The 23,751-nt window shown below is 43.6% G+C and carries 20 protein-coding genes; 9 read left to right on the top strand and 11 right to left on the bottom strand.

Annotation, left to right across the window (positions count from 1 at the left end):
* Positions 1-74 precede the first annotated feature (74 nt).
* From Q1A86_RS13495 to Q1A86_RS13480, 4 genes are all read left to right on the top strand, one after another.
* Positions 75-434, top strand: a complete 360-nt coding sequence (locus Q1A86_RS13495) for a hypothetical protein (RefSeq protein WP_299807401.1) — start codon at positions 75-77, stop codon at positions 432-434.
* Between the two features lie 77 nt (positions 435-511).
* Positions 512-2,305, top strand: coding sequence for an amidohydrolase (locus Q1A86_RS13490; protein WP_299807399.1), 1,794 nt, complete (start codon positions 512-514; stop codon positions 2,303-2,305).
* A gap of 175 nt (positions 2,306-2,480) precedes the next feature.
* Complete coding sequence (locus Q1A86_RS13485; protein WP_299807397.1) at positions 2,481-4,328, top strand: DUF294 nucleotidyltransferase-like domain-containing protein; 1,848 nt, start codon at positions 2,481-2,483, stop codon at positions 4,326-4,328.
* An 88-nt stretch (positions 4,329-4,416) separates the two neighbouring features.
* Entirely contained in the window at positions 4,417-5,094 is a 678-nt protein-coding gene (locus tag Q1A86_RS13480; protein WP_299807395.1) for an exonuclease domain-containing protein, read from the top strand.
* A gap of 41 nt (positions 5,095-5,135) precedes the next feature.
* Here the strand turns inward: Q1A86_RS13480 and Q1A86_RS13475 are convergent, their stop codons facing one another.
* Both Q1A86_RS13475 and Q1A86_RS13470 read right to left on the bottom strand, forming a co-directional pair.
* Positions 5,136-6,875 (bottom strand): ATP-binding protein, encoded by a 1,740-nt coding sequence (locus Q1A86_RS13475; RefSeq protein WP_299807393.1) that lies wholly within the window; start codon positions 6,873-6,875, stop codon positions 5,136-5,138.
* A 20-nt stretch (positions 6,876-6,895) separates the two neighbouring features.
* On the bottom strand, positions 6,896-7,432 hold the full coding sequence (locus Q1A86_RS13470) for a heme NO-binding domain-containing protein (RefSeq protein ID WP_299807391.1): 537 nt from the start codon (positions 7,430-7,432) through the stop codon (positions 6,896-6,898).
* Positions 7,433-7,784: 352 nt separating this feature from the next.
* Here Q1A86_RS13470 and Q1A86_RS13465 point away from each other — a divergent pair, with 352 nt between their 5' ends.
* The gene (locus tag Q1A86_RS13465; protein ID WP_299807389.1) at positions 7,785-8,363 is read left to right on the top strand and encodes a lecithin retinol acyltransferase family protein; all 579 of its coding nucleotides are present in this window, start codon (positions 7,785-7,787) and stop codon (positions 8,361-8,363) included.
* Positions 8,364-8,449: 86 nt separating this feature from the next.
* Here the strand turns inward: Q1A86_RS13465 and Q1A86_RS13460 are convergent, their stop codons facing one another.
* From Q1A86_RS13460 to Q1A86_RS13440, 5 genes are all read right to left on the bottom strand, one after another.
* On the bottom strand, positions 8,450-9,514 hold the full coding sequence (locus Q1A86_RS13460) for a ketoacyl-ACP synthase III (protein WP_299807387.1): 1,065 nt from the start codon (positions 9,512-9,514) through the stop codon (positions 8,450-8,452).
* Between the two features lie 100 nt (positions 9,515-9,614).
* Positions 9,615-10,286, bottom strand: a complete 672-nt coding sequence (locus Q1A86_RS13455) for a GntR family transcriptional regulator (RefSeq protein ID WP_299807385.1) — start codon at positions 10,284-10,286, stop codon at positions 9,615-9,617.
* Positions 10,287-10,395: 109 nt separating this feature from the next.
* Positions 10,396-11,961: an aldehyde dehydrogenase (NADP(+)) gene (locus Q1A86_RS13450; RefSeq protein ID WP_299807383.1), complete on the bottom strand. Its 1,566-nt coding sequence runs from the start codon at positions 11,959-11,961 to the stop codon at positions 10,396-10,398.
* Between the two features lie 42 nt (positions 11,962-12,003).
* A complete protein-coding gene (locus Q1A86_RS13445) occupies positions 12,004-13,005 on the bottom strand; it encodes a 4-hydroxyproline epimerase (protein WP_299807381.1) in 1,002 nt (333 codons plus the stop codon).
* A 113-nt stretch (positions 13,006-13,118) separates the two neighbouring features.
* On the bottom strand, positions 13,119-13,304 hold the full coding sequence (locus tag Q1A86_RS13440) for a hypothetical protein (RefSeq protein WP_299807379.1): 186 nt from the start codon (positions 13,302-13,304) through the stop codon (positions 13,119-13,121).
* Positions 13,305-13,500: 196 nt separating this feature from the next.
* Here Q1A86_RS13440 and Q1A86_RS13435 point away from each other — a divergent pair, with 196 nt between their 5' ends.
* Positions 13,501-14,541, top strand: a complete 1,041-nt coding sequence (locus Q1A86_RS13435; RefSeq protein WP_299807377.1) for a proline racemase family protein — start codon at positions 13,501-13,503, stop codon at positions 14,539-14,541.
* 34 nt (positions 14,542-14,575) lie between these two features.
* On the top strand, positions 14,576-15,841 hold the full coding sequence (locus Q1A86_RS13430; RefSeq protein ID WP_299807375.1) for an FAD-binding oxidoreductase: 1,266 nt from the start codon (positions 14,576-14,578) through the stop codon (positions 15,839-15,841).
* 299 nt (positions 15,842-16,140) lie between these two features.
* Here the strand turns inward: Q1A86_RS13430 and Q1A86_RS13425 are convergent, their stop codons facing one another.
* Both Q1A86_RS13425 and Q1A86_RS13420 read right to left on the bottom strand, forming a co-directional pair.
* A complete protein-coding gene (locus tag Q1A86_RS13425) occupies positions 16,141-17,376 on the bottom strand; it encodes an FAD-dependent oxidoreductase (protein WP_299807373.1) in 1,236 nt (411 codons plus the stop codon).
* 44 nt (positions 17,377-17,420) lie between these two features.
* Positions 17,421-18,950, bottom strand: a complete 1,530-nt coding sequence (locus Q1A86_RS13420) for an NAD(P)/FAD-dependent oxidoreductase (protein WP_299807371.1) — start codon at positions 18,948-18,950, stop codon at positions 17,421-17,423.
* Between the two features lie 226 nt (positions 18,951-19,176).
* Here Q1A86_RS13420 and Q1A86_RS13415 point away from each other — a divergent pair, with 226 nt between their 5' ends.
* Positions 19,177-19,401, top strand: a complete 225-nt coding sequence (locus Q1A86_RS13415) for a hypothetical protein (protein WP_299807369.1) — start codon at positions 19,177-19,179, stop codon at positions 19,399-19,401.
* Positions 19,402-19,553: 152 nt separating this feature from the next.
* On the opposite strand, the gene Q1A86_RS13410 is transcribed toward Q1A86_RS13415, so the two are convergent.
* Together Q1A86_RS13410 and Q1A86_RS13405 are read right to left on the bottom strand one after the other, a co-directional pair.
* Positions 19,554-20,750, bottom strand: coding sequence for an APC family permease (locus tag Q1A86_RS13410; RefSeq protein WP_299807367.1), 1,197 nt, complete (start codon positions 20,748-20,750; stop codon positions 19,554-19,556).
* A gap of 233 nt (positions 20,751-20,983) precedes the next feature.
* Positions 20,984-22,288, bottom strand: coding sequence for an aminopeptidase P N-terminal domain-containing protein (locus Q1A86_RS13405; RefSeq protein WP_299807365.1), 1,305 nt, complete (start codon positions 22,286-22,288; stop codon positions 20,984-20,986).
* Between the two features lie 117 nt (positions 22,289-22,405).
* Here Q1A86_RS13405 and gmhB point away from each other — a divergent pair, with 117 nt between their 5' ends.
* Positions 22,406-23,005, top strand: coding sequence for a D-glycero-beta-D-manno-heptose 1,7-bisphosphate 7-phosphatase (gmhB, locus tag Q1A86_RS13400; RefSeq protein WP_299807363.1), 600 nt, complete (start codon positions 22,406-22,408; stop codon positions 23,003-23,005).
* Positions 23,006-23,751 lie beyond the last annotated feature (746 nt).

Below are 23,751 nucleotides of genomic sequence, written 5' to 3'. Positions count from 1 at the left end.
ATGAGCACAAGGGGATTTATTCATCAAAAGTAACCTTAGATAATTCCGCCTTTAATTTTTTAAGGCTTAATGATATGAAAAAATGTTTACTCTTGGCTGCGCTCTCTATCGCCCTTATCTCTCCTAATCTGTTTGCGCAAAATGTACTTAAAGATGCGGTGCGCTTGAATCGGGATATTAAGGAGACTAAAGCAGAGTATAAAGGTGAGCTTCGCCGTACTGAGCATAAGTTGAAAAAGGCGAGAAAGAACGCAGAGGAGTTGACCGATGCTAGTTACACTAAACATCAGTTGAGTAAGGCAGAACGTAAAGCTGCAAAGAAAGTAGAGAAAATAAAAGATGGTTTAGATCCAAGAGATGAGATTAGTGACAAGGTTCGCCGTGATATCAAGCGAGAGAAGCGTAAAGCGATAACCAACTGGTTAGCAGAGTGATCTGGTTTATTTTATTGATTAACTCTGTTACCTATCTAGCTCCACTCTGAGCTTTAATCACGTAAAGGACGACACGTATGTTTAGAATTATTGGAACCATCGCCCTCGTTGCCGCACTGAGTGCCTGCAGCCAAGATGAACCGAAAACCTTGCGAAATAATCCCCAAGCTGACGTTGTTAAGCAAGAGATAGAGCCCAAGCCTTATCAGTTACAGCAGACTCTCTTCTTTGGTGGCGATATCCTGACCATGGTTGGTGATAAGCCCCAGTATGTTGAAGCTGTTGTTGAACGAGAAGGCAAAATTGTATTTACCGGCAGGCAAGCCGAGGCATTTAAACGCTTTGAGGGGAAGGCTGAGCAATACGATCTAAAGGGCAATACTCTGATGCCAGGTTTTATTGAGCCCCATCTTCACCCCTCAATTGCAGCGTTGATGTTACCGAACGAAGTGATAGCGCCTCATGACTGGGTGCTTCCTGATGGTGTGAAAGAAGGTGTGCAAACCCCAGATGCTTACATTAAGCGCTTATCGCAGTCGATTAAAGACAATGCTAAATCTGACAAGATGTTCTTTGTATGGGGTTATCATCAGCTTTGGCACGGCAAACTAAACCGTGAGACTCTCAATAAACTTTCACCTGATAAGCCTGTTGCGGTTATTCACCGCTCATTTCATGAGATCTTTCTTAATGATAAAGCCATTGAGATGTTTGGTATTAAAGAGAGTGATTTTAGCGGCAACCCTCAGGTCGATTGGAAAAATGGACATTTTTATGAGGGAGGTTGGTTAGCATTAGTGCCTAAGATTAGCCATATTCTGGTTGATCCTGAGTCATATAAAGCTGGCTTAGCTAAGATGACCCAACTTATTCGTAAAAACGGCATTACGACTATCGCTGAGCCAGGCTTTCCCAGCTCAGATTTTAAGATGGAGTATGACCTGCTTAAGCAGGAGATGGATAAGAATCCACCTTATGATGTTTATCTGATCCCTAACGGTACTCAGTTGTACGCTATGGCCGGAAATGATAATCATAAAGCGATGGAAGTGATGGAAACCCTGCCGGAGCTATATAATACAGATAATATTAAGTTCCTGCCTAAACAGGTTAAGTTATTTGCCGATGGCGCTATTTACTCTCTTTTAATGCAGATGCAAGAGGGTTATCCCGATGGCCATAAAGGGGAGTGGATGACACCACTGCCCCTGTTTAAAGAGCAGTTAAGTTTATATTGGCAAAGTGATTATAAGATCCATGTTCACTCCAATGGCGATCTCGGTATTCAGCAGGTGCTAGATTACAACGCAGAAGATCAGCAGCGCACCCCTAAAAAGGATCACCGCCTTACTTTGCATCACATGGGGTACTTTACTGATAAGCAAGCCGATGAGATTGCAGGTTTAGGGATTGAGGCGTCAGTGAACCCTTTCTATCTTTGGGCGTTAGCAGATAAATATGCTACCGACGGCTTAGGGGCTGAGCGCGCAGGCTCGCTAGTTCGGGTTAAATCGTTAACAGACAGAGGCGTGCCAGTTTCATTTCACTCAGACTTTGCCATGGCTCCGGTTGAACCTCTGACCTTAGCTTGGACTGCAATTAATCGAGTGACGGCTAACAATAGCCTGCTTTCTCAAGAGCAACGTATTGATGCCTATACCGCGATGAAAGCAATAACCTCGACGGCTGCGAGAACATTAAGCCTTGAGAAAATTATTGGTACAATTGAAGAAGGGAAAACCGCTAATTTCACGATATTAAAGGAGAATCCACTAAAGGTTGAACCTATGGATATCAAAGATATTGCTATTTTAGGCACGGTTTTTCATGGTGAAACCCTAGTCAATAAAGTGAACAATCTGCAGCGTTGATAACGCTTGTTTTAATTGAGGGGCTTAATAGACGAAAATGGGACTATTAAGCCCCGATATTTTTCTTTTACACTCCTAAAATTGTAAAGTGAACTTCTTTTACGCCATTAGTCGAATATCTGTACTAGGTTGAATTTGGTATGGTTTTATTATCTCAAACTGTGGCAGTCGATCTATGGATGCAAGTGAGCTTCAACCCATCACAGATTTTATACAGGGGCTTGTCCCCTTCGATACCTTATCTAATGCGACACTGGAGCGATGCTGTAAAAGTTTAAGTGTCGGCTATTACAGCAAAGCTTCTAGTTTTGTACCGCTCGATCCCGTTAACCTTCAGCTTTATATCGTGCGCAGCGGGGCATTTGAGGTGCGGGATAAAAATGGCGAATTACTCGATAGGTTAGGTGAGGGCGATTATTTCGGCTTCCCTTCGCTTCTATCTGGCGAGGACGCCAGTAATCGAGTCGCTATTCTTGAAGATGGTTTAGTTTATCATCTACCGCCTAATATGTTTGATTTCCTTCGCCAAGAGAGTCGCGAGTTTGATCGCTTCTTTAACCGTGCCTTTGCCAAGCGTTTGCGCCATCAGGGACGATTTAAGGCTAAAGATCTAACCACAACGAGCAGAGTCACGACGCTGATGTCAAAGTCGCCCCTGACCATAGACATGAAAGCCAGTGTGGCCGAGGCGAGTCGATTGATGCGCGCCTCTCGAGTCTCATCTGTATTGGTTATTGATAATAACAAGCTGGTAGGGATCTTAACCGATAAGGATCTACGTAACCGCGTCTTGGCCGAAAATCTAGATGCTAGTTTGCCCGTACATCAGGCGATGACGACCACTCCTGTGTCGATAGAATCTAACTCTTTGGTGTTTGAGGCCATGCTACTGATGAGCGAGCACAATATTCATCACCTGCCCGTTGTCGACAATGGTGTGACTATGGGGGTGGTTACGAGCACCGATATTCTGCGTGGCCAAAGCTCTCAACCCTTATTACTAATAGGAGAGATAGAGCGGCAAAAAGATCTACAAAGCCTCATTCAAGTCAGTAAGCAAATTCCCTTGCTGCTACAAAACTTAATCAGTGCCGATGCCAGAGCCGAGGAGATCGGACGGGTGTTAACTTCCGTCACCGATGCATTGACAAGGCGTTTGATTGTCCTCAACCAACAAATTCTAGGTGAAGCGCCGATGGCTTTTTGTTGGTTAGCTTTTGGTTCTCAAGGCCGACAAGATCAAGCCGCTTGCTCAGATCAAGATAACGGTTTACTGCTTGCTCATGAGCCTGATGAAGCGGCTGAAGGTTATTTTGACGCCTTGTCACATGCGGTGTGTAAAGGGCTTGATGAGTGCGGCTACGTATATTGTCCAGGTGATATCATGGCGCAAAATCCGAAATGGCGCATGTCTCTGGATAAATGGAAACAGGTCTTCGATAGCTGGGTCAATACCCCAGAACCTAAGGCGTTAATGCATGCAAGTATCTTCTTTGATATGCGCAGCGTCTATGGCCCACAAACATTATTCGATGGCTTGCAAGATGCCGTACTGAGTAACACTAAAGATAACGATATCTTTCTTGCTGGCTTAACGGGGAATTCACTTACTAGCTCGCCACCGCTAGGTTTTTTTAGAAAATTTGTACTGGAAAGAGACGGCAGTGAAGTGAAAGGCATCGATTTAAAACATAAAGGCAATGCCTTGATAACCGATATTGCACGGGTGTATGCGCTTTCTGCGGGAATTAAAGAGGTCAATACAGCTAAACGCATCCGTGCCTTAATGGATCAAAGTATCATTAATCGTAAAGATGCGCTCAATCTAGCCGATGCCCATGAGTTTATTGCGCATATGCGATTGTCGAATCAAGGCTACCAATATACTCAGTCCTTACCTGTGACTAACTATCTGATGCCCCAGAATCTTTCCTCTTTAGTTAGGCACCAGTTAAGGGATGCATTCAAAGTGGTACACGACGGTCAGGTCGGGTTAAAGCTTAAAATGATGCGTAGTTACTAACGGTATATAAAAGGATAAATCCATGATAAATGTTTATGGCTGTTAATTTGAGGCTTTTATTTGAGAATGGGAAATTGAGGCTATTTATTTGAGAGATTTTTACTTAAAAACACGATTACAGCTTAATGCCTTGTTGTCTAAAGATGCTGTAATTAGTGATTATAATCGTGCATTGATATCGCAGATCTCCAAGCCTTTGTCGCAGCTGCCCTTAATGGCTGTCGATCTGGAAATGACTGGGCTGGACTGTCAGTTTGATCAGATCTTGAGTATCGGCCTTATACCCATTCACAAGGGTTTTCTGCAAGTGTCGCAATCAAAACACCTGTTAGTAAGTATCGATGGCAGTGTCGGTGATAGCGCGGTGATCCATGGCATTGTAGATAATCAATTGACCGAGGCCGTGAGCGCCAAGCAGGCCATGGCGTGGTTTTTAGAGCAGACTAAGGGCCATGTGCTTGTCGCTCATCATGCACCGTTAGACCTTTGCTTCTTAAAAGCCGAAATTCAACGCTGTTACAGTCAAACGATTCAGTTTGTGGCTATCGATACTATGGCCGTTGAGAAGAGGCGCCTGCTGAGGCAGGTCGATGTCATCAAAGAGGGGAGTCTAAGGCTGGATGCCTGTCGCCAACGCTATGGCTTACCCGTCTATGCAGCGCATAATGCGGCGGTCGATGCTCTGGCTTGTGGCGAGCTATTGCTGGCCCAGATAGCGGGTATTGCGGGCAACGATGAACTGAGGTTATTTGATTTGCTTGGCTAAGCTGTTATTGACGAGTATGATTCTGCATTTTATAAGGGGTATTATTTAAGCTTTGTCCCCCACTTTATGAGTACATTCTTTATCTCCTGCTTCTGATAGGGTTTATTAATAATTCCATCCATGCCGCATTGATAACACAACTCTGTTTCGGTGGAGGTTGTGCTTGCCGTTAAAGCAATAATTGGCTTGCTATAACCAGAATTTCGAAGTCGTTTAGTGGCTTCAAAGCCATCGACTACTGGCATACGACAATCCATAAAAATCACATCAACTTGATGATTGTTGAGGAACTCTATGGCCTCTAGTCCATTATTGACAATGGCTGGGTTGATGTCGAACTTAGCTAAGATCATTTCAATGAGCACCTGGTTAACCGAACTGTCTTCAACCACCAAGACTGACAGGGTATTGATAGGGAAGTCGACTTCGCTGACATGATCTGTTTTTTGGCTTGGCACGGCAACTTTTAAAGGTAGCCTGATGCTAAACTTTGTACCTTGGTCTAGTTGTGATGTTAATGTCAGGTCGCCGTGCATCTCATCTATTAGGTGTTTACATATCGCTAATCCAAGTCCTGTTCCTTCGTATGCACGGTTACTTGTGTTGTTAACTTGGGTAAAGGGGTCAAATAAAGTATCAATTTTATCTGTTGGGATCCCGCAGCCAGTATCTGCGACCGAAAAGCAAAACTCCCCATCTTGCCAGTGTATTTCCACCGTTATTTGACCGACTTGGGTAAACTTGATGGAATTACCAATTAGATTAACAAATAGCTGCTTAATTCTATCTGGATCGCCAATTAAGCTAGCTGGAATATCATCTTGGTAGTTAAACGAAAATCCTAGGCCAAATTCCTCAGTTCTCTGTTTGAAAATGTCGAAAATCATCTTACAAAGTTGTTTAGGCGAAAAGTCTATTTCTACAATTTGTAGCATACCCGCACTCATTTTACTGAAATCGAGCAGGTCGTTGATGATGACTCGTAACAATTCACCAGATTGTTGCATAGTACTTAATAGCTGCTGTTGGTGAGGTGTCAGCTCTGTGTCACTCATAAGTTCTGCTGAGCCTAGAAGGCCGTTTAAAGGCGTTCTTAGCTCATGGTTAATCATGGCTACGAAGTCTCTTGTTGATTGCTCTGAGCTTTCGGCGCGTTGCTTTTCTTCAATAGTTTTCGCTAAAAGTTGCTGGCGTTGATGTGCAGCACTTATCATTTCACAAAAGAGAAGCAGCTGCTTCTCAATCGTATGTTGCCATGAACGTGGCGAGTCGATGACCAAGGTTAAACAGCCTAAAATGAGCGTATCTGCATTGATAATAATGTCGATCTGTCGGTGATCATCACTCCAGAATAGTGCTGACTTCTCACTGGGACCGGATTGGAATAGGTGTCTGTTTCCTGCTGAAAAGGTCTTGAATTTGTTTTTGTGACTTAATGATTTGAAGCGGATTTTACTGGCTTTTATTTCATCTATGCTAATAAGATCATCGAGTAGCCTTTGTAATAACAGTTCTGAAATCGGCTTCTGTAGAAATAATTGATTAAAATCGAGAAGGATAGATTCTAGATAGGACTTAAAGTGTAGCAGTGCGATATCTTGCTCTGATTTCTCTTTAATATTCATTAACGAGTCTTCGACGAGCTGTTTCGCAATATAAAGCTCGCGACTTTTTTCTTCGAGCAATTTCTCGGCGGCTTTTTTCGCTGCTTTTTCTCGTTCGATCTTTTGCGAAAGTAAGTTAACTCTTTCAGTTAATTTATTGATCTCATTATCAGGCATAATTGGTGCTCACACTGAAACTAGTCGAGTCTAGTGATGGTAAAGCGTACTTGCGACTGCTCGTCGTTGATAGAGTCCATTTGAATATTGATATTTTCTGCAAAGTGATCAGCACATCCTTGAATAAGCCCCAAGCATACGTGAGACATACAACGGGCAGACAGGTAATCCATAACTAATCGAGTTTTACTTGCTGAAATAAAATTGAAACTAGGAGGGTTGGCATTAGGATAGAGTTTTTTCACTTCAATATGAATGTACTCTTCTACACTCTTGATAAAGCTGAAGGTGGAATCGGCTTTGCCTTCGAGACCCGGTAAGCTGTTATATAAAGTGTTAAAAACCGATTTTCCATAGATCCTCTGTAACTCATCAGCCGAGACTCCGGTCAATTTACTCAGGCTAATAATGAGCTTGACTAGATCTTTGTGATCATAGGTGCCAACACTGGTATATACCCCGTCATTTTCGTTCTCATCTAACATCTTCTGGCAAATATCTAGCCCAAAAGTGTCCTCTACGAGATCGAGAAACTCAGCGAAGATAATTCCTTTCATCAATGACTCCTATGCTTAATCCTTCTATATTAAGGTAGTGTATTAAAATCCTTAATTCAACGTGTTAGCGATAAATTAACTCTAGTTGTTGAGCTTGACTCTATGGGGGGAAATCTCATAAAGATTAAGCTTTAATAATGACCGCTTGTCGGTTTTGCTTAGAGTAAAAGGGGCAATAATTAACGTACTTGCAATAGGATTAGTTACATTTTTAGTCTTCATAGACTGAAAACCATTGGATATATTAACTATAGTGAGTGTGAATACAGTTAGCTGTGCAGTTATTCGCTAAGCGTAGTTAGCTAAACTCGGATGTTAGTGAATGATTTCGGATAGATAATAGGGTGGGTAGATGGCATTTCCGTTAATTTGGTTAGGGGCTGCTGCGGTTGGCGCGGCGATTGTTGCCGAAGAGCGAGAGAAGCAAAAAACCATAGCTATGAAGCGTATGCTGGGACAGGCCAATAGTGAACATCGCTTGGGGCAATCGGCTGAACTTGCTCCTAGCCTCTGGAAAACTGGCGGCAAGATGGTAGCACCCGAACCTGGTGGTATTGTTTGTTGTTTTGTATTTGGCGTGATTGAGCATACTGGGATCTGGATTGGTGATAATACGCTGGTGGAGTTACACGGTAGTGGTTTGGTTCGCGCAGTATCGGTACAGCGTTTCTTGGCTGGGCGTACGGGAAGCCGTATCTACCAAGCCTGTGATCATCAGCATCAAGCATTAATTGGTGAGAAAGTGCTCGAAAGAGCTAAGCAGTCCATTTTCAATTATCGAGATTATGACTTGTTTGATAATAATTGCCATCGCTTCGTTTGGCAGTGTTTAAGTGGCGAAGACCGGGCTTTATCAAGCTTCAGTAAGCTTAATAATCAGATAGGTAGTTATTTTTCTCAGGCGGTATATTGGGATGAGTTGGACTTATAATACTAATCATAACCATATTTAATGGCTATAAAAAAACACCGATATGAATCGGTGTTTTTTAGTTCATGCGAGTACAAACTTTAGCGTTAGCCGCAGAAGTGTTTTACTGCTTTAGCAACAAGCTCAATACCAGTCTTATCACAAGGTGGTAACTCTGCATCGCTAGTGTGAATTGGTGTGACTCTATCACCCCATTTTATCAAGGCTGCAGCAGACGTTAGGCCTGCACCAAATGCACAAGATAAAATGGTTTGATTCGGCTGAATTTTACCTTGCTCTAGGGCGTCACAGATCGCAATCGGAATGGTCGCTGCAGAAGTGTTACCATAGTTGGCAATGTTCACAACCGCTTTTTCTTTCGGGATCTTCATGCGGCTAATTAACGTATCGATAATACGTTCGTTCGCCTGATGAGGAATAACCCAATCGATCTCTTCTTTATCGATACCGCACTTTTCAATAACTTTAGTGCTTAATTTACCCATGCCTGCGATAGCACGCTTAAAGATCTCTTGGCCGTTAAATTCGATATAAAAATCTAAAGATGAGGCTTCGAATCTATCCATAGCCGTACCAAACCCAGCTTTTAGGATATCACGGCCATCAGGATCGTTATTTAGCTCATAGCCCAATACACCAATCGCTTCGTCAGTTGCTTCTAACACTACTGCACCGGCGCCGTCACCGAAAAGTACAGCTGTGTCACGACGAGACCAATCTAGGAAGAATGAAAGACGCTCAGCGCCGATCACGAGTACCTTCTTACATTGTCCACTCTTGATCTGTGAACTACCTAGGCCTAGGCCATATAAAAAGCCACTACATGCGGCGTTGATATCAAAAGCTGCACAGGTTGCGCCGACTTCGGCTTGTACTGTTGAAGCGATATTTGGGATCAGGGTATCTGGAGTCGCAGTGGCAAGAATAATCATGTCTAGCTCACTACCATCGATCCCCGCAGCTGCGAGTGCTCGCTTTGCGGCAACAGAGGCTAGCGCAGACGTATCTACGTGGCTAATGTGTCTTTGACTGATCCCTGTACGTGGTTTAATCCATTCGTCAGAAGTTTCGATAAATGTTGCAAGATCATGATTTGTTAGGGTGGCGGGCGGAACACACTTTCCCCAACCAGTAATTGTGGCGTACTGCATCTAGGTATTCTCTATCAATTAAAAAGGCAGAACCTGAGCTCTGCCTTATGGGATCTGTATAAGTGAAGCTTAGCAAAGATCATGCTAATCAAACAGTGAGCTAGTCGTCTTGTTGGCTAACTAATACGCGGATCGCTGCGGCAGCGTGTAAGATATGCGCGCGTAAAATCTCGACGGCTTTTTCAACATCTTTCTTCTTACAATATTCAAGTATCTCACGGTGATCTTGTTGAGCCTTAGGTACACCGCTAGCCAGAAATAGTTGCAATCGAACGTAACGGTCACAACTAGTATTTAATCCTTGAACAACTTCAAGTGTGTGTGGACGGTTCGCCGCACTGTAAAGGCAAGTATGAAATTTTGAGTTTAATCCACTCCAGTTTTCAACTTGATCTTTATCTTGGAAAGCCGCATCCATCTCTTGCAGAATACTTTCGGCTTGATTGAGATCTTCTTCACTTAAGTTAGGTATCGACTTCGCGAGTAAGTCGCCTTCGATCAGTGCTCGTAATTCAAAAAGTTCGGTGACATGTTCAGCAGACAAGAGTGTTGCTGTCGCGCCTTTATGGGCTTCAAATTTTACTAAGCCTTCGGCTTCCAGTTGCAATAAGGCTTCTCTGACCGGAATTCGGCTAACATTTAGTTCATCAGCTAAGGCGCTTTGACGTAAAGGCTTTCCTGCCGCAATTTCACCGGAAAGGATTTTTTCCCTAAGCACCTCGACCACAATTTGTGTGCGAGTTTTATGGACGATAGGTGTTGTTCTGCTCATAGTTCCCGATTTTTTTGTTATTTATACAAGTTGATCCGTCCTAGGTTACCGCTAATGCCATTATAATGAAAGGGAAACCATAGGTTTCCCTTTCACATTTTTGACATACTTAAAACGTAATGACGCCAGTTTGGCCTTCAGTAACGCGAGTTGGTAGCAGTGCATTTGGCATATTTTGATAACAAATAGGTCGCTCAAATCGTGCCATTGCAGCAGAGCCTACTGAGGTTGTACGGCTATCGGTACTGGCTGGGTATGGACCACCGTGGTTCATGGTATGGCACACTTCAACACCTGTTGGCATCTGGTTGAAAATCAAACGGCCAACATTGAATGCTATGGCTTCAATAAGGGTTCTATTTTCTGTGATTTCAGACTCTAAACCGTGTACCGATGCGGTAAGTTGCCCTTCAAGTTGTTCGGCAATAGTCTGCATCTGAGCACGGTCATCACACTCGACCAAGACAGCACATGGACCGAACACTTCTTGCTGAATTTCGACAGAATTGATGAAGTCACTTGCTGACACTTTTAATGCTGTTGGGCGAGTAAAGTGGTTAGCAGGCGAAGACTCGCCTTGAGCGATAAGCTCGATTTTAGGGTTAGCCACTAGCGCTTCAATTTGCGCTTGGTAAGTGCTGGCGATACCGGCAGTCAGCATACTTGCTGCACTTTGAGATGCAACATCTTGTGCCAAAGTTGCCTTGTAGCGGTTAAGTGCATCACCTTTTACAGCGACGATGACACCAGGGCTAGTACAGAATTGTCCGTGTCCCATCAGCATAGATTGAACTTGAGTCGATGCTAAGCTTTCAGCTTGCTCTTCTAAGATCTCAGCTAAGATAAATTGTGGATTGATTGAACCTAATTCGCCATAAAATGGAATAGGTTCAGCACGTGCGGCACATAGGTCAGATAAGATACGGCCAACTTTAAGCGAACCAGTAAAGCCTACGGCTTTGATGGCTGGGTCAGTGACGAGTGTTGTTGACACCTCAGGTGCAAAACCTTGTACCAGATTAAAAACGCCGTTTGGCATATCGCACTTAATTGCTGCACGTTCGATTGCTCGGCTGACAAGTTCGCTGGTTGCGGCATGCGCTGGATGGCCTTTAACAACAATCGTACAGCCGGCAGCAAGTGCCGATGCTGTGTCGCCACCTGCAGTTGAAAATGCAAGTGGGAAGTTAGATGCACCAAAAACAGCAACAGGGCCAAGTGGCAGGGTAGTCAATCTGGTGTCAGGCTTTGGCAGAGGCTTTCTTTCTGGGTTAGCAAGATCTACATAGCGGTTATCGATAGGGTTTCTTAAGTTGCCAGCGAATAATCTTAGTTGACCACAAGTACGTCCAGTTTCACCTTGAAGGCGCGCCATAGGTAAACCTGTTTCTAAATGAGCCGTCTCAGTAATTGCTGCTATGTCAGCTTGAATTTCATCGGCAATCGCCTCTAAAAACTCTGCACGGCGAGTAGGCGCAAGGCTACGGTATTGAACAAAAGCTTGTTTAGCGGCAGCCGTAGCACTTTCAACGACACTTTGGCTTGCATTTGCAAAGCGCCATGTGAGTGCTTCGTTGGTTACAGGATTAGTACTGCTAAAGTCGGTTGACTCGTTAGTCCATGCACCATTAATAAAGTGTTGGCCTGAAATAGCAACTTGGGTTAAATCTGTCATGTTTGCTCCTGAGTTTAAAGCTCAATTAGTAATTCTGTAGGGTTACACTACCTGGAAACCGAATGCATAAGGGTCGTTATCATCTACGGTAATTGCGTTCTTGCCGATGATCCGTGCCCAGCCTTTGATACTTGGCATAATTGCTCTATGTTCGCCGACTGTAGTTTCTGCTTCTATGCGGCCGATAAACTGGCTACCGATAATGCTTTCATGGGTGTATTCATCACCCACGCTGAGTAAGCCTTTGGTAAATAACTGTGCTAGACGTGCGCTGGTTCCCGTACCACAAGGAGAGCGGTCAATGGCTTTGTCGCCATAGAAAACTGCATTGGCACCGTCGGAGCCATCACTAATGGTGTCACCAGTCCAAAGTACATGACTCACGCCATTGACAGTAGGATCATCAGGATGAACACAAGTAAGTTGTTGCTGGGCGACTTCTCTTACAATCGGGCTCCACTTTAAAATGTCACCGGCACTCCAGTGACGAAGCCCTGGGAAATTCTCTTGTGGATCGACAATAACGTAATAGTTACCACCATATGACACGTCTACTTTAAGTGTGCCAAGGCCTGGAATGTCTAAGATTTGATCCTGATGAGCTAAGTAGGCGGCGACATTATAAATTTTTACCCAGTCGACCTTTTCACCTGTTTGCTGATAATCAATTTTTATCTGTCCGGCTGGAACATCGATAATGAGTTGTCCAGGTGTTTTAGCCGTTAATAAGCCTGACTCGATGGCGGCGGTGATGGTGCCTATGGTGCCATGGCCGCACATAGGTAAGCAGCCACTGGTTTCGATAAATAGGATTGAAGCGTCGGCGTTGTCTGAGCAAGGAGGGTAAAGAAAAGCACCTGACATCATGTCGTGACCGCGAGGTTCAAACATCAAGGCTTTACGGATCCAATCATACTCTCGAAGAAAATGTTGGCGTTTATCGCTCATGTTATCACCGAGAAGGTGAGGGTGTCCGCTTGTTACTAGTCTGACAGGATTGCCACAGGTATGAGCATCAACGCAAAAAAACGTGCCTTTTAGCATGTAAAACACTCCATTGTTATCATTATTATTTTCGTTATTGTTAGCGATATCGTGATCAAAACCAGTCGTTTAATTTGCATTAAATGGCTGGCTTTATAAACATCAAACTTTAATTAGTCGATATTGTACTTGTCCAAATCTATGCGAGTTTCTAGTGCATGAGCGATCACTTGCTCAACGTATGCACGCTCTTCACCGATAAGTGTTAGACGAGGTAGACGTACGTTTTCACTACCACGGTCAACAGATTTGCTCTGTAAACTTGATACATAAATTGTGTTGAGATTGCTGGAAAACACCTTGCCAATCCACTTTCATATTAAGCTTCTATTACTGCTATGTAGCGTTTGGAGTTAGGTGTGTATTGGTATATTGTATACGCATGTATTTAAATTGAAACCCTTTTGTTTGGGGAATGTATCTAAATTAATACTACTAAAACCACAGTAATTATTGTATACAATATCCAAATGTTAACTCTGGAGCAATAAAAATATGCAGTCGATCACAATAACCCCGAATTTATCGAGCAATTTCAAAGATTTTGTCACCATTGATGCTCACACTGAAGGGGAGCCGTTGAGGATTATTATTTCGGGATATCCAGAGATCAAAGGTTCAACTATCTTAGAGAAACGCCAATATGTGCAGCAAAACCTTGATATTTATCGTAAATTACTAATGCATGAGCCAAGAGGGCATGCTGATATGTATGGTGCACTTATTACTGAGGCTGTAACGGAAGAGGCCGATTTTGGTGTGCTTTTCCTGCACAACGAAGGTTATAGCAGCATGTGTGGCCACGGGATTTTGGCCTTAGTTAAGGTGATGTGCCAAACCAGTTCTATCGATTTAGGTCAAGAGCCACGCACGATAAAAATCGATGCGCCAGCAGGTTTGATTACCGCAAAAGCGTATCGAGATCCGCAAGGTAACATTCATGCAAGTTTTAAAAATGTAGATTCATGGGCTGACGCGTTGGATTGCAAGGTTAATGTGCCGGGCTTTGGCGAGGTGCGCTACGATATTGGATTTGGTGGGGCCTATTATGCGTATGTTGATGCCGACGCTCATGGTGTTAGTTGCGGTCAAGATAATGTTGCGCAGTTAATTGATGTTGGGCGACGCATTAAGCATGCTGTAATGGCAACACATACGTTAGTGCATCCCCTTGAAGAGGACTTGAGCTTTTTATATGGCACCATCTTTACTTCTAAGAAGGTGACTAACCCTGAGGCGCACTCCAGACATGTGTGTGTGTTTGCTGATGGAGAGGTGGACCGCTCACCAACTGGGACTGGAGTTGCAGGCCGGGTGGCGTTATTACACGCCAAAGGGGAGGTCGCTTTAAACACACCTATAATGATAGAAAGCATAGTGGATGGCAGAATGATTGTCAGTGCATCTTCAGAGTCTGAGTTTTATGGCAAGCAGGGGGTGATACCAGAGGTTTCGGGTCGCTCTTACATCACAGGTAAGCACCAGTTCTTTATCGATCCTGATGATGTGTTCCAAAATGGCTTTATGTTGCGTTAATCGTGTCAAAGAAAATTGAGTGGAGAAAAAGCTTATGAATAATAATGCTCATCCTGACACACTGACCGTTGTCGGCGCAGGAATTGTCGGATTAGCCGCCGCCATCGAGTTACAACGCGCAGGCTTTAACGTTACAGTGGTGGATAAAGAGGGCGCAGGCACGGGAGCCTCTAAGGGCAATGCCGGTCACTTTGCTACCGAACAAGTGTTTCCTTTAGCAGATCCAGCCATGTTACCTAAGTTACCGGGCATGTTGCTGGACCCACTTGGGCCGTTTCGCATTCAACCCAAATATTTTTTAAAGGCGCTACCTTGGTTTTTTCGCTTTCTACACAATATGTTGCCTTCACGACGAGCTCAAAACAGTCGAGCGATTAAAGCACTAAATCAAGATTCAATTGCTGCGATGAAGTCTCTTACCGCATTTTGTGGCTGTGAAAAGCTGCTGACCTTGAATGGCAGCTTGCTGGTATTTGAAGGCACTCCGATCCAAGAAGTACAGAAAGAGTATCGCGCATATGCCGATGCTGGGGTGGATTTGCAGTTACTTTCTGGAGATGAAGTCAGAGCGCTAGAGCCGTCATTAACGACTAATATCACCAATGCCTTGTATTTTACTCATGTTGGTCATACAGAAGATCCCTATCGTTTATGTTTGGCGTTAGAGGCCAAGTTTAAAGAGATGGGCGGGCAGGTTGTTACCGAAGAGTTAGTTAAGATTAATACCTCTAATACGGATCCAAGTATTACCTTAGAGACGAATGCGGGTAGCCACAAAACTGAACGCCTGATTATTGCTTCGGGTGCTTGGTCGAAGCCTCTTGCTAAACAGCTGGGTTATTCGGTGCCTTTGGAAACCGAGCGAGGCTATCATTTGATGATGCCTCAGCGAAGCCGTTTGTCACGCCCGGTTGCTTCTTATAATCGTAAGTTCATCATCACTCCTATGCGTGATGGTACTCGATTAGCGGGTACAGTTGAGTTCGGGGGGTTAAAAGCCCCCTTAGTCGAAGCGAGAGCAAATTGTTTGTTTCCTCATGCTAAAGCATTGCTACCAGAGCTATTTTCCGATGCAACAGTAGAGGATGGTGTACGCTGGATGGGTTTTAGACCTTCTATGCCTGATAGTCTGCCAGTGCTGGGACGCAGCCAAAAGCAATCTAACGTGTTCTTCTCATTCGGTCATCAACATCTAGGCCTGACTTGGTCGGCGATAACCGCTAAGTTATTAACGCAAGAAGTGTTAGGTAAACAGGCGGATATCGACTTAAGCCCTTACCGGATAGATAGGTTTAATTAGTATGCTTGATACTTCGATGATCTTTATACGGAAGCTGAGTCTGAACTTTAAAAATGGAGTTTTTTAAAGTGAATACAATTCAAAAGTTAATTTTTATCGAGAGTACTATTTTAATCTCTTTCTTACTATATATAGCGGAATACTGGCATGCAGGGATTCATTTACTAGTGACTGTTATTTTGTACAAGGCAGTAAAGACACCGGTAGTTGTATAAGCTGAAGAACAATGCAAAAAGGAGCGAACATTAGCTCCTTTTTATTGGCTGAAGTTTGGCAAAGAGTCAACTTTTGTGGGAGATTTAGCGTTTATCCTTACTTGATTGCTGCACCAACTCAGCCACTTTTTTGGCTGATAACACGGCACCTTCATGCAAACCGTCATAGAGATAGGCGCCGACATGGTAGGTGTGATTGTCACCATTGTTATCGATAATCTTGCGCCGATAACGAAATGCCTCGACAGTATAAAGTGGTGTGTGGTGTTCAAATGTTTGAATGATTTTTTCTTGCGCGATCAAAGCATCAATATTGTAAGCCAAACTGTATTGCTGCTGTGGCGCTAAGTTACAGATCCGATTGAGACTAGCGTTATAGCCCCAGCCTGCCTGGGTTTGGAAGAAATCGAATTCAGACGGATGGGTTATCCCAAAGCGTTGGTATACCTGAGGGTCATTGTGTAGCACTGTTTTGGCAGTGTTTTTCTCCCAAGGAGAAAAGTACATAAGCTCAGCTGCACTCGGATCGGATAATAGTATTAGCACCTGATCGGGTGGCACGGCTAATACCAGCTTATCGAAATGCTCACTCGTGTCATCGTTAAATTGTAGCGTGACACCATTATCTGAGCGGAGCACAGATTTTATATGCGCGTTAACAATCACAGTGCCCCTTAAGCGGCGTTCAATTCTCTCTATATAGCTGTAGACACCGCCATCTATACGTCTCCAGTCAGCCCGAAAATAACGCCTAAATATATTAAAAGCTAACTCCGCGGGTACTTTCATTATGATTTTGTAGGGGATAGAGAAACAGTACATAGTAAATAGCTTTAACCAAGTATTTTTGACCTGATGTTGACTGACAAAATCGGCTAAAGGCTTATTCCTAAGTGATGAGGCGGGCTTGAAGTATGTCTGTAATAGTAGCCAGTTGGCAGAGAGATAAACCCAAATCAGTTTGAAGAACTCAAGTATAAGGGACAAGCCTTTGGTATTTCCGGTGATCATAGTGGGTGAGAGAAAGCGCTTGTTATTACGCTTAAATAGAGCCGAACCTACAGTTAAGGGCTTAAGTTCAATGCCGAGTTCATCCATTAGCGAGATGAAATGTTTAAAGTTATTGGAAAACTCGACCACACCGCCTTCCAGAGTGATATTTTGTGGGACGTTGGGGATTTTTATGTTTTTGTTTACTGTGCGTATATGGCCACCTAGTATGGCTTGCTTCTCGTATACCGTAACATGGTGACCCTGCTTGCTCAGATAGTAAGCGGTTATCATGCCGCTGGCTCCGCCACCTATAATCGCAAACTTCATTATTTTTCTCCCATAATCTTAACTCTAGCGTTGTAGTCACTAAATTATAGAATGCGCTCTCCGCTAAGGTGCTGATATAGCTTAGTTCCGGTCCAAAATGTGCCTGCAAATCCAGCATATCCTGAGGAGGCGTTACAAAAGTAGAGTCCTTTTAACGAACTGTTATGATTTAATCGCCACAGGTTGAAATTACTAGGAGTCATCGCCGAACCGTATGAGTTACCTTCAGGGCACCAGCAGAAGTCTTCATTTGTCGTCGGGCTCCCCGTGCTCTTATAAGCTAAGTGCTCTCTAAAGCCTGGAACGTAATGCTTTTCTACCGTATTCACTATGGCATCTAATATTGCTCTTTTCTTCTGTCTATAGGCCCTCGGGTCTCGCGACTTTAACGCCTTAAAATATTGGTAATCTGCGACAGTAACGAACTCGATGATCTGATGACCTTCGGGTCTATCCGAGTTGTCTTGGGTTAAAAAGCCGGGGGTGGATATGGCGAAACTCGGGGCTGAGTAATCATGTTGGTTATACATGGCGTCGAAGGCTAGATTGAGATCCTTGTGGCTGGAGTGAAAAACATTCCACTTACCAAAGCCATATTCTTCAAGATTAATATCTTTAACAGCGCAGTAGGCCATAAAGTTGGACGCCGAATAGTCATAGTTCAATTGTCTTCTGAGTTTCAAAGAGAACTTTTCTATGCCGATTAGATGGGCGGCTTTTTTGGGATCCATATTACAAATAGTGCACTTAGCATCATAGCGTAGCGTGTTATTGGTGGTTAGATCTGTGGCTTCCACCGCTACGATTCGATTATTCTCTAAAACAAAATTGTCGACCTGAGTCTGGTAAATGATCTGTCCACCGTTAGCTTTAATGCTGTCGACCAAGGTCGTAATCACATGTTCGAAATGATGAGTGGGATAATAGGCTCCCCTCTGATAGCCAGTAAACAATAGTACCCAGGCACAAAATGAAAGTTGATTTGGGGGAAGCAGAAAATCGGGCCACTGGAGTGCTAGTAATGTTTGTGCCTCCAATGGCAACTGATGCTTGTCAAACTTCTGCTGCAGAGTAAACCTGATATTCCGGTAGGCGGTTGCGGCGAGTTCTAGGTTTTTAAGGATATTTGTAAATCGTTCGTCAGCGGATAGCACGCTGAGTCCATCTGCAGTTCGCCTGACCTCATCGATGAATGCAGTACATTGCTTAGCATGCTTAGGGAACAGTTGCTTAAGCCTTGTAAGCAGTAGCTCTGAGTCATAGGGGATATCGAGTTGATATCCAGGCATGCGCATATGATCGAAACCTTGGGGGTCGAATGATTCGAAAGTGATCTGTTTATCTAACTCTAGTTTCTTAAGAACTTTGTTGACCGTTTCACCTTCACCACAATTCCAGACGTAGTGAAGCTGGGCATTGAATTTGTAATGCTTCCCTATAGGGAAAGTGTGGCCAAATCCACCGGGGTATTCATGTGCCTCTAGTATCACGACCTTCTTACCAGACTTTGCACTCAGAGCGGCGAACACTAATGCGGATATACCACTACCGACAATTAAGTAGTCTGTATCCATTTTTGACTCCATCTGGCTAGTGGGCAAGGCTCGCTGGTTTAAGTTTTGGGGACTAAAAACCAAGTACCCTTGATTGTAGTTTGCGAGGGGATAGCCAGCAAATGAGAGCATGATTTTAAAGAGGGAATAATAGGATTGATTAGAGGTAAGGTAGGAGTCCGATTTTCGTTACCTCGGCTTGTGTATTCTACAATGGTTATAATAACGGGTTAGTATGAGGATCTTCATGGATAAACTAACAATGGATGGCGCTCAAGAAGTTCTCCTTAACATTACTAAAATAATCGAAACAGAGTGTAGTCAGGATGCTAGTACCTTGTTAGGTGAAGGCTTTGTGTTACTCGCGGTTAATACTAATGTGTTTGAAGACAGTGAGAACCGTTTTGTGTATGCCCTAGGTTTCCCCAAACCAATAGATAAACTCAGCGAGTGGGCAAAGTCGAACTTTTAGTTTAGTTGCTCACTCTAGGTTAATGTCGATGCGTATATGCCTAGATAGCAGTATCTAAAACTGCTGTCACTAAGCCGCTGCTATGAATAAATGAATCATGTCTAAATGGGTAATAACTATTGCTTGCACTATAATCGCTTCAAAAACCTGAATTAAGTGAAAACATAGCTAATAATCTGAACTCCTAATAGAAAAATACACAACAAAGTGCCAGTAAGAGGCCAGCCTCGGCGGTTAGCCATTTTGTCTGTAGTGCTTTGACGCTGAACACGCCAAAGTGACAGATTCACTAAAGCGAAAATAATCAGAATAATAAAGCTGGTGGTTTTGGCCAGTGTGACGAGGGGAAGCCAAAGTGCGAAAAAGCACACTATTGCGGTAACGATAATGGTGGCTATAATCGGCGTTTGTGTCTTGCTGTTTACTTTGGCGAAAAAAGCCGGGGCTCGATCTTGATGAGCCATACCATATAGCACACGGGCAGCCATGATTATCTGAACTAATATGCCGTTTAGAATGGCAAATAGGCTGATGATGCTGATTAGAGTACCTGCCATGGGATGGTGGATAATTAGGATATCTTTAAGTGGAGCCTCTGAGGCCGCAAGTTGCTCTAAAGGAAGAGAGAAAACAGCCACTAGCGCAACAATGACATACAGTAGGCTTGCGCTAATAAATGCCAGTATTATCCCTCTGGGCATAGTTTTGTTTGGGCACTTAACCTCTTCAACAATATTGACCATATCTTCAAAACCGATAAAAGCATAAAAAGCCAAGAATGCGCCGCTGAGAACGCCTCCAAGAACGAGTGTACTTTCAGGGATAAAAGCCTGTTGCAGTTCGATGGATGAGGGAAGTGCACTGCCAGCGATAATAATCACGAGTAACAGCCCGAATACTTCAATAACGGTTAACAGCCCCGCAAGCCAGAGTGACTCTGCAATGCCCCATATTGCGATAAGACCGAGTAAAAGCAGCATTACGGGTATGCTGATGTGGTGAGGGATCTCGACGAAATGGTCTAAATAGCCGACAAAGCCATTGATTAATGTCGCCGAGGACACAATGCCTGTAAACACCACAAGGTAACCGACAATGATGGCGTAATAGCGACGGTGAAAGCCCTGTTCAACATAGCAGGCTTCACCTGCGCTTTGAGGAAAACGAGACACTAGCTCACAGTAACTGAGTGCAGTAACGTAGGCGATGATGGCGGCTACAATAAAAGAGAGCGGGGCGAGCATTCCTGCATTAGCTGCTACTTTTCCAACTAACACATAGATCCCAGCACCGAGCATGGTACCTAAACCATAAAGTGTCAGTAGAGGTAAGCCTATCTTTCGGGCCAAAGGGCTATCAGTGGCAGAAGGGAGGTTGTGTGTTCTAAGTTGAGGTTTGTGAGCTTGCATGAGAATGGATATGCGCTGATTATCAGATACTACTTTTAGTGTAGTACATCGAATCCATTGTTTTAGGTGTTATTGAGAGCTGAGCAGGGAGTAGAGCTAAGCGCAATAAAAAAGCTGCCATTTTCATTGGCACCTAGCTCTAATATCAATACAGGGGCAGGAAGTTAACAGCTCTAGCTTCCCATGTAAGCTTCAATCTCTTCTATTGTCCTAGGCACATGGACAGATAGGTTTTCAAAGCCTGTTTCGGTGACTAAAATATCATCTTCGATACGGATCCCCATCCCGCGATAAGCTTCGGGAATATCCATGGCATCTTCAGGAAAATAAATACCCGGCTCTATGGTAAATACCATATCAGTTTCAAGTGTGCACCACTGACCTTTATTGTCGTGATACGGGCCAACATCATGTACATCCATGCCTAGCCAATGGCCAGTTTTATGTACCGTAAAGCGTTTATAACTTTCACTTGTCATGATCTCGTCAATAGTGCCGGTTAAGAGACCAAGCTCCTTAAGTCCCTCTGCCATCACTTGCATGCATGTTTCATAAAGGGAATTCCAAGCCGCCCCAGGTCGAACTTTTTCGATGGCCTGATCCAGTGCCTTGAGCACTAATTGATAGATAGCTTTTTGCTCAGGTGTGAACCTGCCATTAACAGGGTAACTTCGGGTAATATCAGCGGCGTAATGTTTGAATTCACCGCCAGCATCGATAAGCAGCATCTGTCCTTCAGACAATTCACAGCAGTTCTCTTCATAATGCAGACAACAGGCGTTATTACCGCCAGCGACGATACTAGGGTAGGCGACATCATTACAGCCATACTTTGCGATAGTAAAGTCAAATAGTGATGAGAGCTCTCGCTCATTGACGCCAGGTTTACAAGCCTGCATGACAGCCTTATGGCCAGCTGTCGAGGCGGCAACTGCAGAGCGTATTTTCGTAAGTTCGTCCTTAGATTTTATCACACGCTTGCTGTGTAACACCTCAGCTAAAGGCTTTATCGAGGTAAAGTGCTTAGGTGTATCGAAAGAACAATGATGTCGATGATGATTTGACCAGCTTATGAGTTGCGACGAGAATCGCCCTAGTTCATCCCCTAAATAAATAGTGTTGATACCTTTCAGAAGCGGTAAAAGAGTATGTTCGAATTCAGCGACGGTATACGCCTTATCTGCACCGTGAACTTCTACTGCACCTTCAACTCCTGCTCGCACACCAAAGCTAACCTCTTGAGCTGGGTCTTTTGGGCGACAAAATAAAATGTACTGGTTCACATCACCCTTAATAAGTAATGCAATGGCATCGGGTTCGTCGAAACCGGTTAAGTAGAGAAAGTCATTATCTTGTCTAAAATGGTATTTGATATTTTTGCTGCGCACTTTTTGCTGATAGCCAGCAACCAACACTAAACTGTTATTTGGTAACTGCTCGAGCAGTTCAGAGCGTCTTTGATGGTAGATATTAGACATCTTATTATTCCATTGCGTTAATTGAACCTGTATCAATCCTTAAAATAAGGACTGTATATTTTATTCATTACACGATATTAGATGCTTTATAGCAAGTTCACGGTGCATTTTGTTGGAATGAGTGGAATAATAATAGTCATTGCATATAAGAGAGAATGTATTGTGAATCGAGCGGTATTTTTAGACAGAGATGGCGTTATCAACCTAGACCATGGTTATGTACACCAAGTTGACGATTTTGAATATATAGACGGTGTGTTTGACGCGTGTGCATCTCTTAAAAAGATGGGATATTTGCTTGCTGTTGTAACCAACCAGTCCGGTATTGCTCGAGGAATGTACAGTGAAGATCAGTTTCACTCATTAACTGAGTGGATGGACTGGAACTTTGTCGACAAAGGCGTTGAGCTAGATGGGATCTACTATTGCCCTCATCATGCAGAAAAAGGCGTTGGCGAATACAAAATTGATTGTGATTGCCGTAAACCAAAGCCTGGCATGCTTAAGTCTGCCGCACAATTTTTAAAAATCGATCTCTCACAGTCGGTTATGGTCGGTGATAAGCGTGACGATATGTTGGCTGCCGAAGCGGCGGGCGTACCGACACGAATTCTTGTTAGAACGGGTAAGTCAGTTACCGATGACGCGATTGCAGCAGCGACAGTCGTATTAGATTCGATTGCGGATGTACCAGCTTATCTTGCGAGTCAAAACTAACAAGCTAACGCTTGCCTGTAATTAAGCAAGTTCTTAGTAGTTAGCAATGTACTTGAAACTAAATACCCCGAATTGTCGGGGTATTTTTGTTTTAAGCCCTAAACCACTAACTTCCGCTTCAGCAAACCTGATTTTGAACATAGTGAACTTATATAAAACTAAGAATATGATCGCTAGCCTTCATCTATAAGTTCGTTAAATAGGCTGGCGTGCTGTTTAAAACAGCGTGTCGAGTAAATGTTGTTCACTTGATTCGAATATTCTAATTATATTAAGAAAGCCTCTTGCGCTTTAATCTTACATCCCTATAATGCGCATCCACTGACACGGCACAGCAGGCCTACTAGACTAATGTTTAGAGATTAGAAATAATCGAAAGCATAGGTAGTACGGGACTTGAAGCTAAATCAGTCTCTCTTTTAATAAAGAGGTGGGAGTTAAAATTCTTCTGGGATTTAGCTCAGGTGGAAGCGCTATGCAAGGGCTTTTGGCAACGATTAATATTCACATTGGTGACTAAAAATCAGTGCTGGGAAATCTTCTTAAAATAAACGCTTGACGCCAAAAACGGGAAGTGTAAAATACACACCCCTAGTCACTTGGGACGGTTCGCAAGAACGCCAAGGTTGGCAACGCTCTTTAACAATATGACAAGCAAATCTGTGTGGACACTCACAGGTGTTGAGTTATTCGAAATTGCTTCGCAAGAAGCAATCAAAAATTTTCTCGATGAACCACTGAGTGAC

Source organism: uncultured Shewanella sp. (assembly GCF_947497935.1).
Taxonomy (GTDB): Bacteria; Pseudomonadota; Gammaproteobacteria; order Enterobacterales; family Shewanellaceae; genus Shewanella.
Note: the sequence above shows the minus strand (reverse complement) of the source record. Positions and strands in the feature narration are given on the sequence as shown.

What these genes read in the sequence shown, in the direction of transcription:
- Q1A86_RS13415 (WP_299807369.1), top strand. Translation starts at nt 19,177, where the DNA reads ATGGATAAACTAACAATGGATGGCGCTCAAGAAGTTCTCCTTAACATT.
- Q1A86_RS13460 (WP_299807387.1), bottom strand. Translation starts at nt 9,514, where the DNA reads ATGCAGTACGCCACAATTACTGGTTGGGGAAAGTGTGTTCCGCCCGCC.
- Q1A86_RS13450 (WP_299807383.1), bottom strand. Translation starts at nt 11,961, where the DNA reads ATGACAGATTTAACCCAAGTTGCTATTTCAGGCCAACACTTTATTAAT.
- Q1A86_RS13445 (WP_299807381.1), bottom strand. Translation starts at nt 13,005, where the DNA reads ATGCTAAAAGGCACGTTTTTTTGCGTTGATGCTCATACCTGTGGCAAT.
- Q1A86_RS13475 (WP_299807393.1), bottom strand. Translation starts at nt 6,875, where the DNA reads ATGCCTGATAATGAGATCAATAAATTAACTGAAAGAGTTAACTTACTT.
- Q1A86_RS13465 (WP_299807389.1), top strand. Translation starts at nt 7,785, where the DNA reads ATGGCATTTCCGTTAATTTGGTTAGGGGCTGCTGCGGTTGGCGCGGCG.
- gmhB (WP_299807363.1), top strand. Translation starts at nt 22,406, where the DNA reads ATGAGTGGAATAATAATAGTCATTGCATATAAGAGAGAATGTATTGTG.
- Q1A86_RS13455 (WP_299807385.1), bottom strand. Translation starts at nt 10,286, where the DNA reads ATGAGCAGAACAACACCTATCGTCCATAAAACTCGCACACAAATTGTG.
- Q1A86_RS13470 (WP_299807391.1), bottom strand. Translation starts at nt 7,432, where the DNA reads ATGAAAGGAATTATCTTCGCTGAGTTTCTCGATCTCGTAGAGGACACT.
- Q1A86_RS13425 (WP_299807373.1), bottom strand. Translation starts at nt 17,376, where the DNA reads ATGAAGTTTGCGATTATAGGTGGCGGAGCCAGCGGCATGATAACCGCT.
- Q1A86_RS13495 (WP_299807401.1), top strand. Translation starts at nt 75, where the DNA reads ATGAAAAAATGTTTACTCTTGGCTGCGCTCTCTATCGCCCTTATCTCT.
- Q1A86_RS13485 (WP_299807397.1), top strand. Translation starts at nt 2,481, where the DNA reads ATGGATGCAAGTGAGCTTCAACCCATCACAGATTTTATACAGGGGCTT.
- Q1A86_RS13430 (WP_299807375.1), top strand. Translation starts at nt 14,576, where the DNA reads ATGAATAATAATGCTCATCCTGACACACTGACCGTTGTCGGCGCAGGA.
- Q1A86_RS13435 (WP_299807377.1), top strand. Translation starts at nt 13,501, where the DNA reads ATGCAGTCGATCACAATAACCCCGAATTTATCGAGCAATTTCAAAGAT.
- Q1A86_RS13490 (WP_299807399.1), top strand. Translation starts at nt 512, where the DNA reads ATGTTTAGAATTATTGGAACCATCGCCCTCGTTGCCGCACTGAGTGCC.
- Q1A86_RS13405 (WP_299807365.1), bottom strand. Translation starts at nt 22,288, where the DNA reads ATGTCTAATATCTACCATCAAAGACGCTCTGAACTGCTCGAGCAGTTA.
- Q1A86_RS13420 (WP_299807371.1), bottom strand. Translation starts at nt 18,950, where the DNA reads ATGGATACAGACTACTTAATTGTCGGTAGTGGTATATCCGCATTAGTG.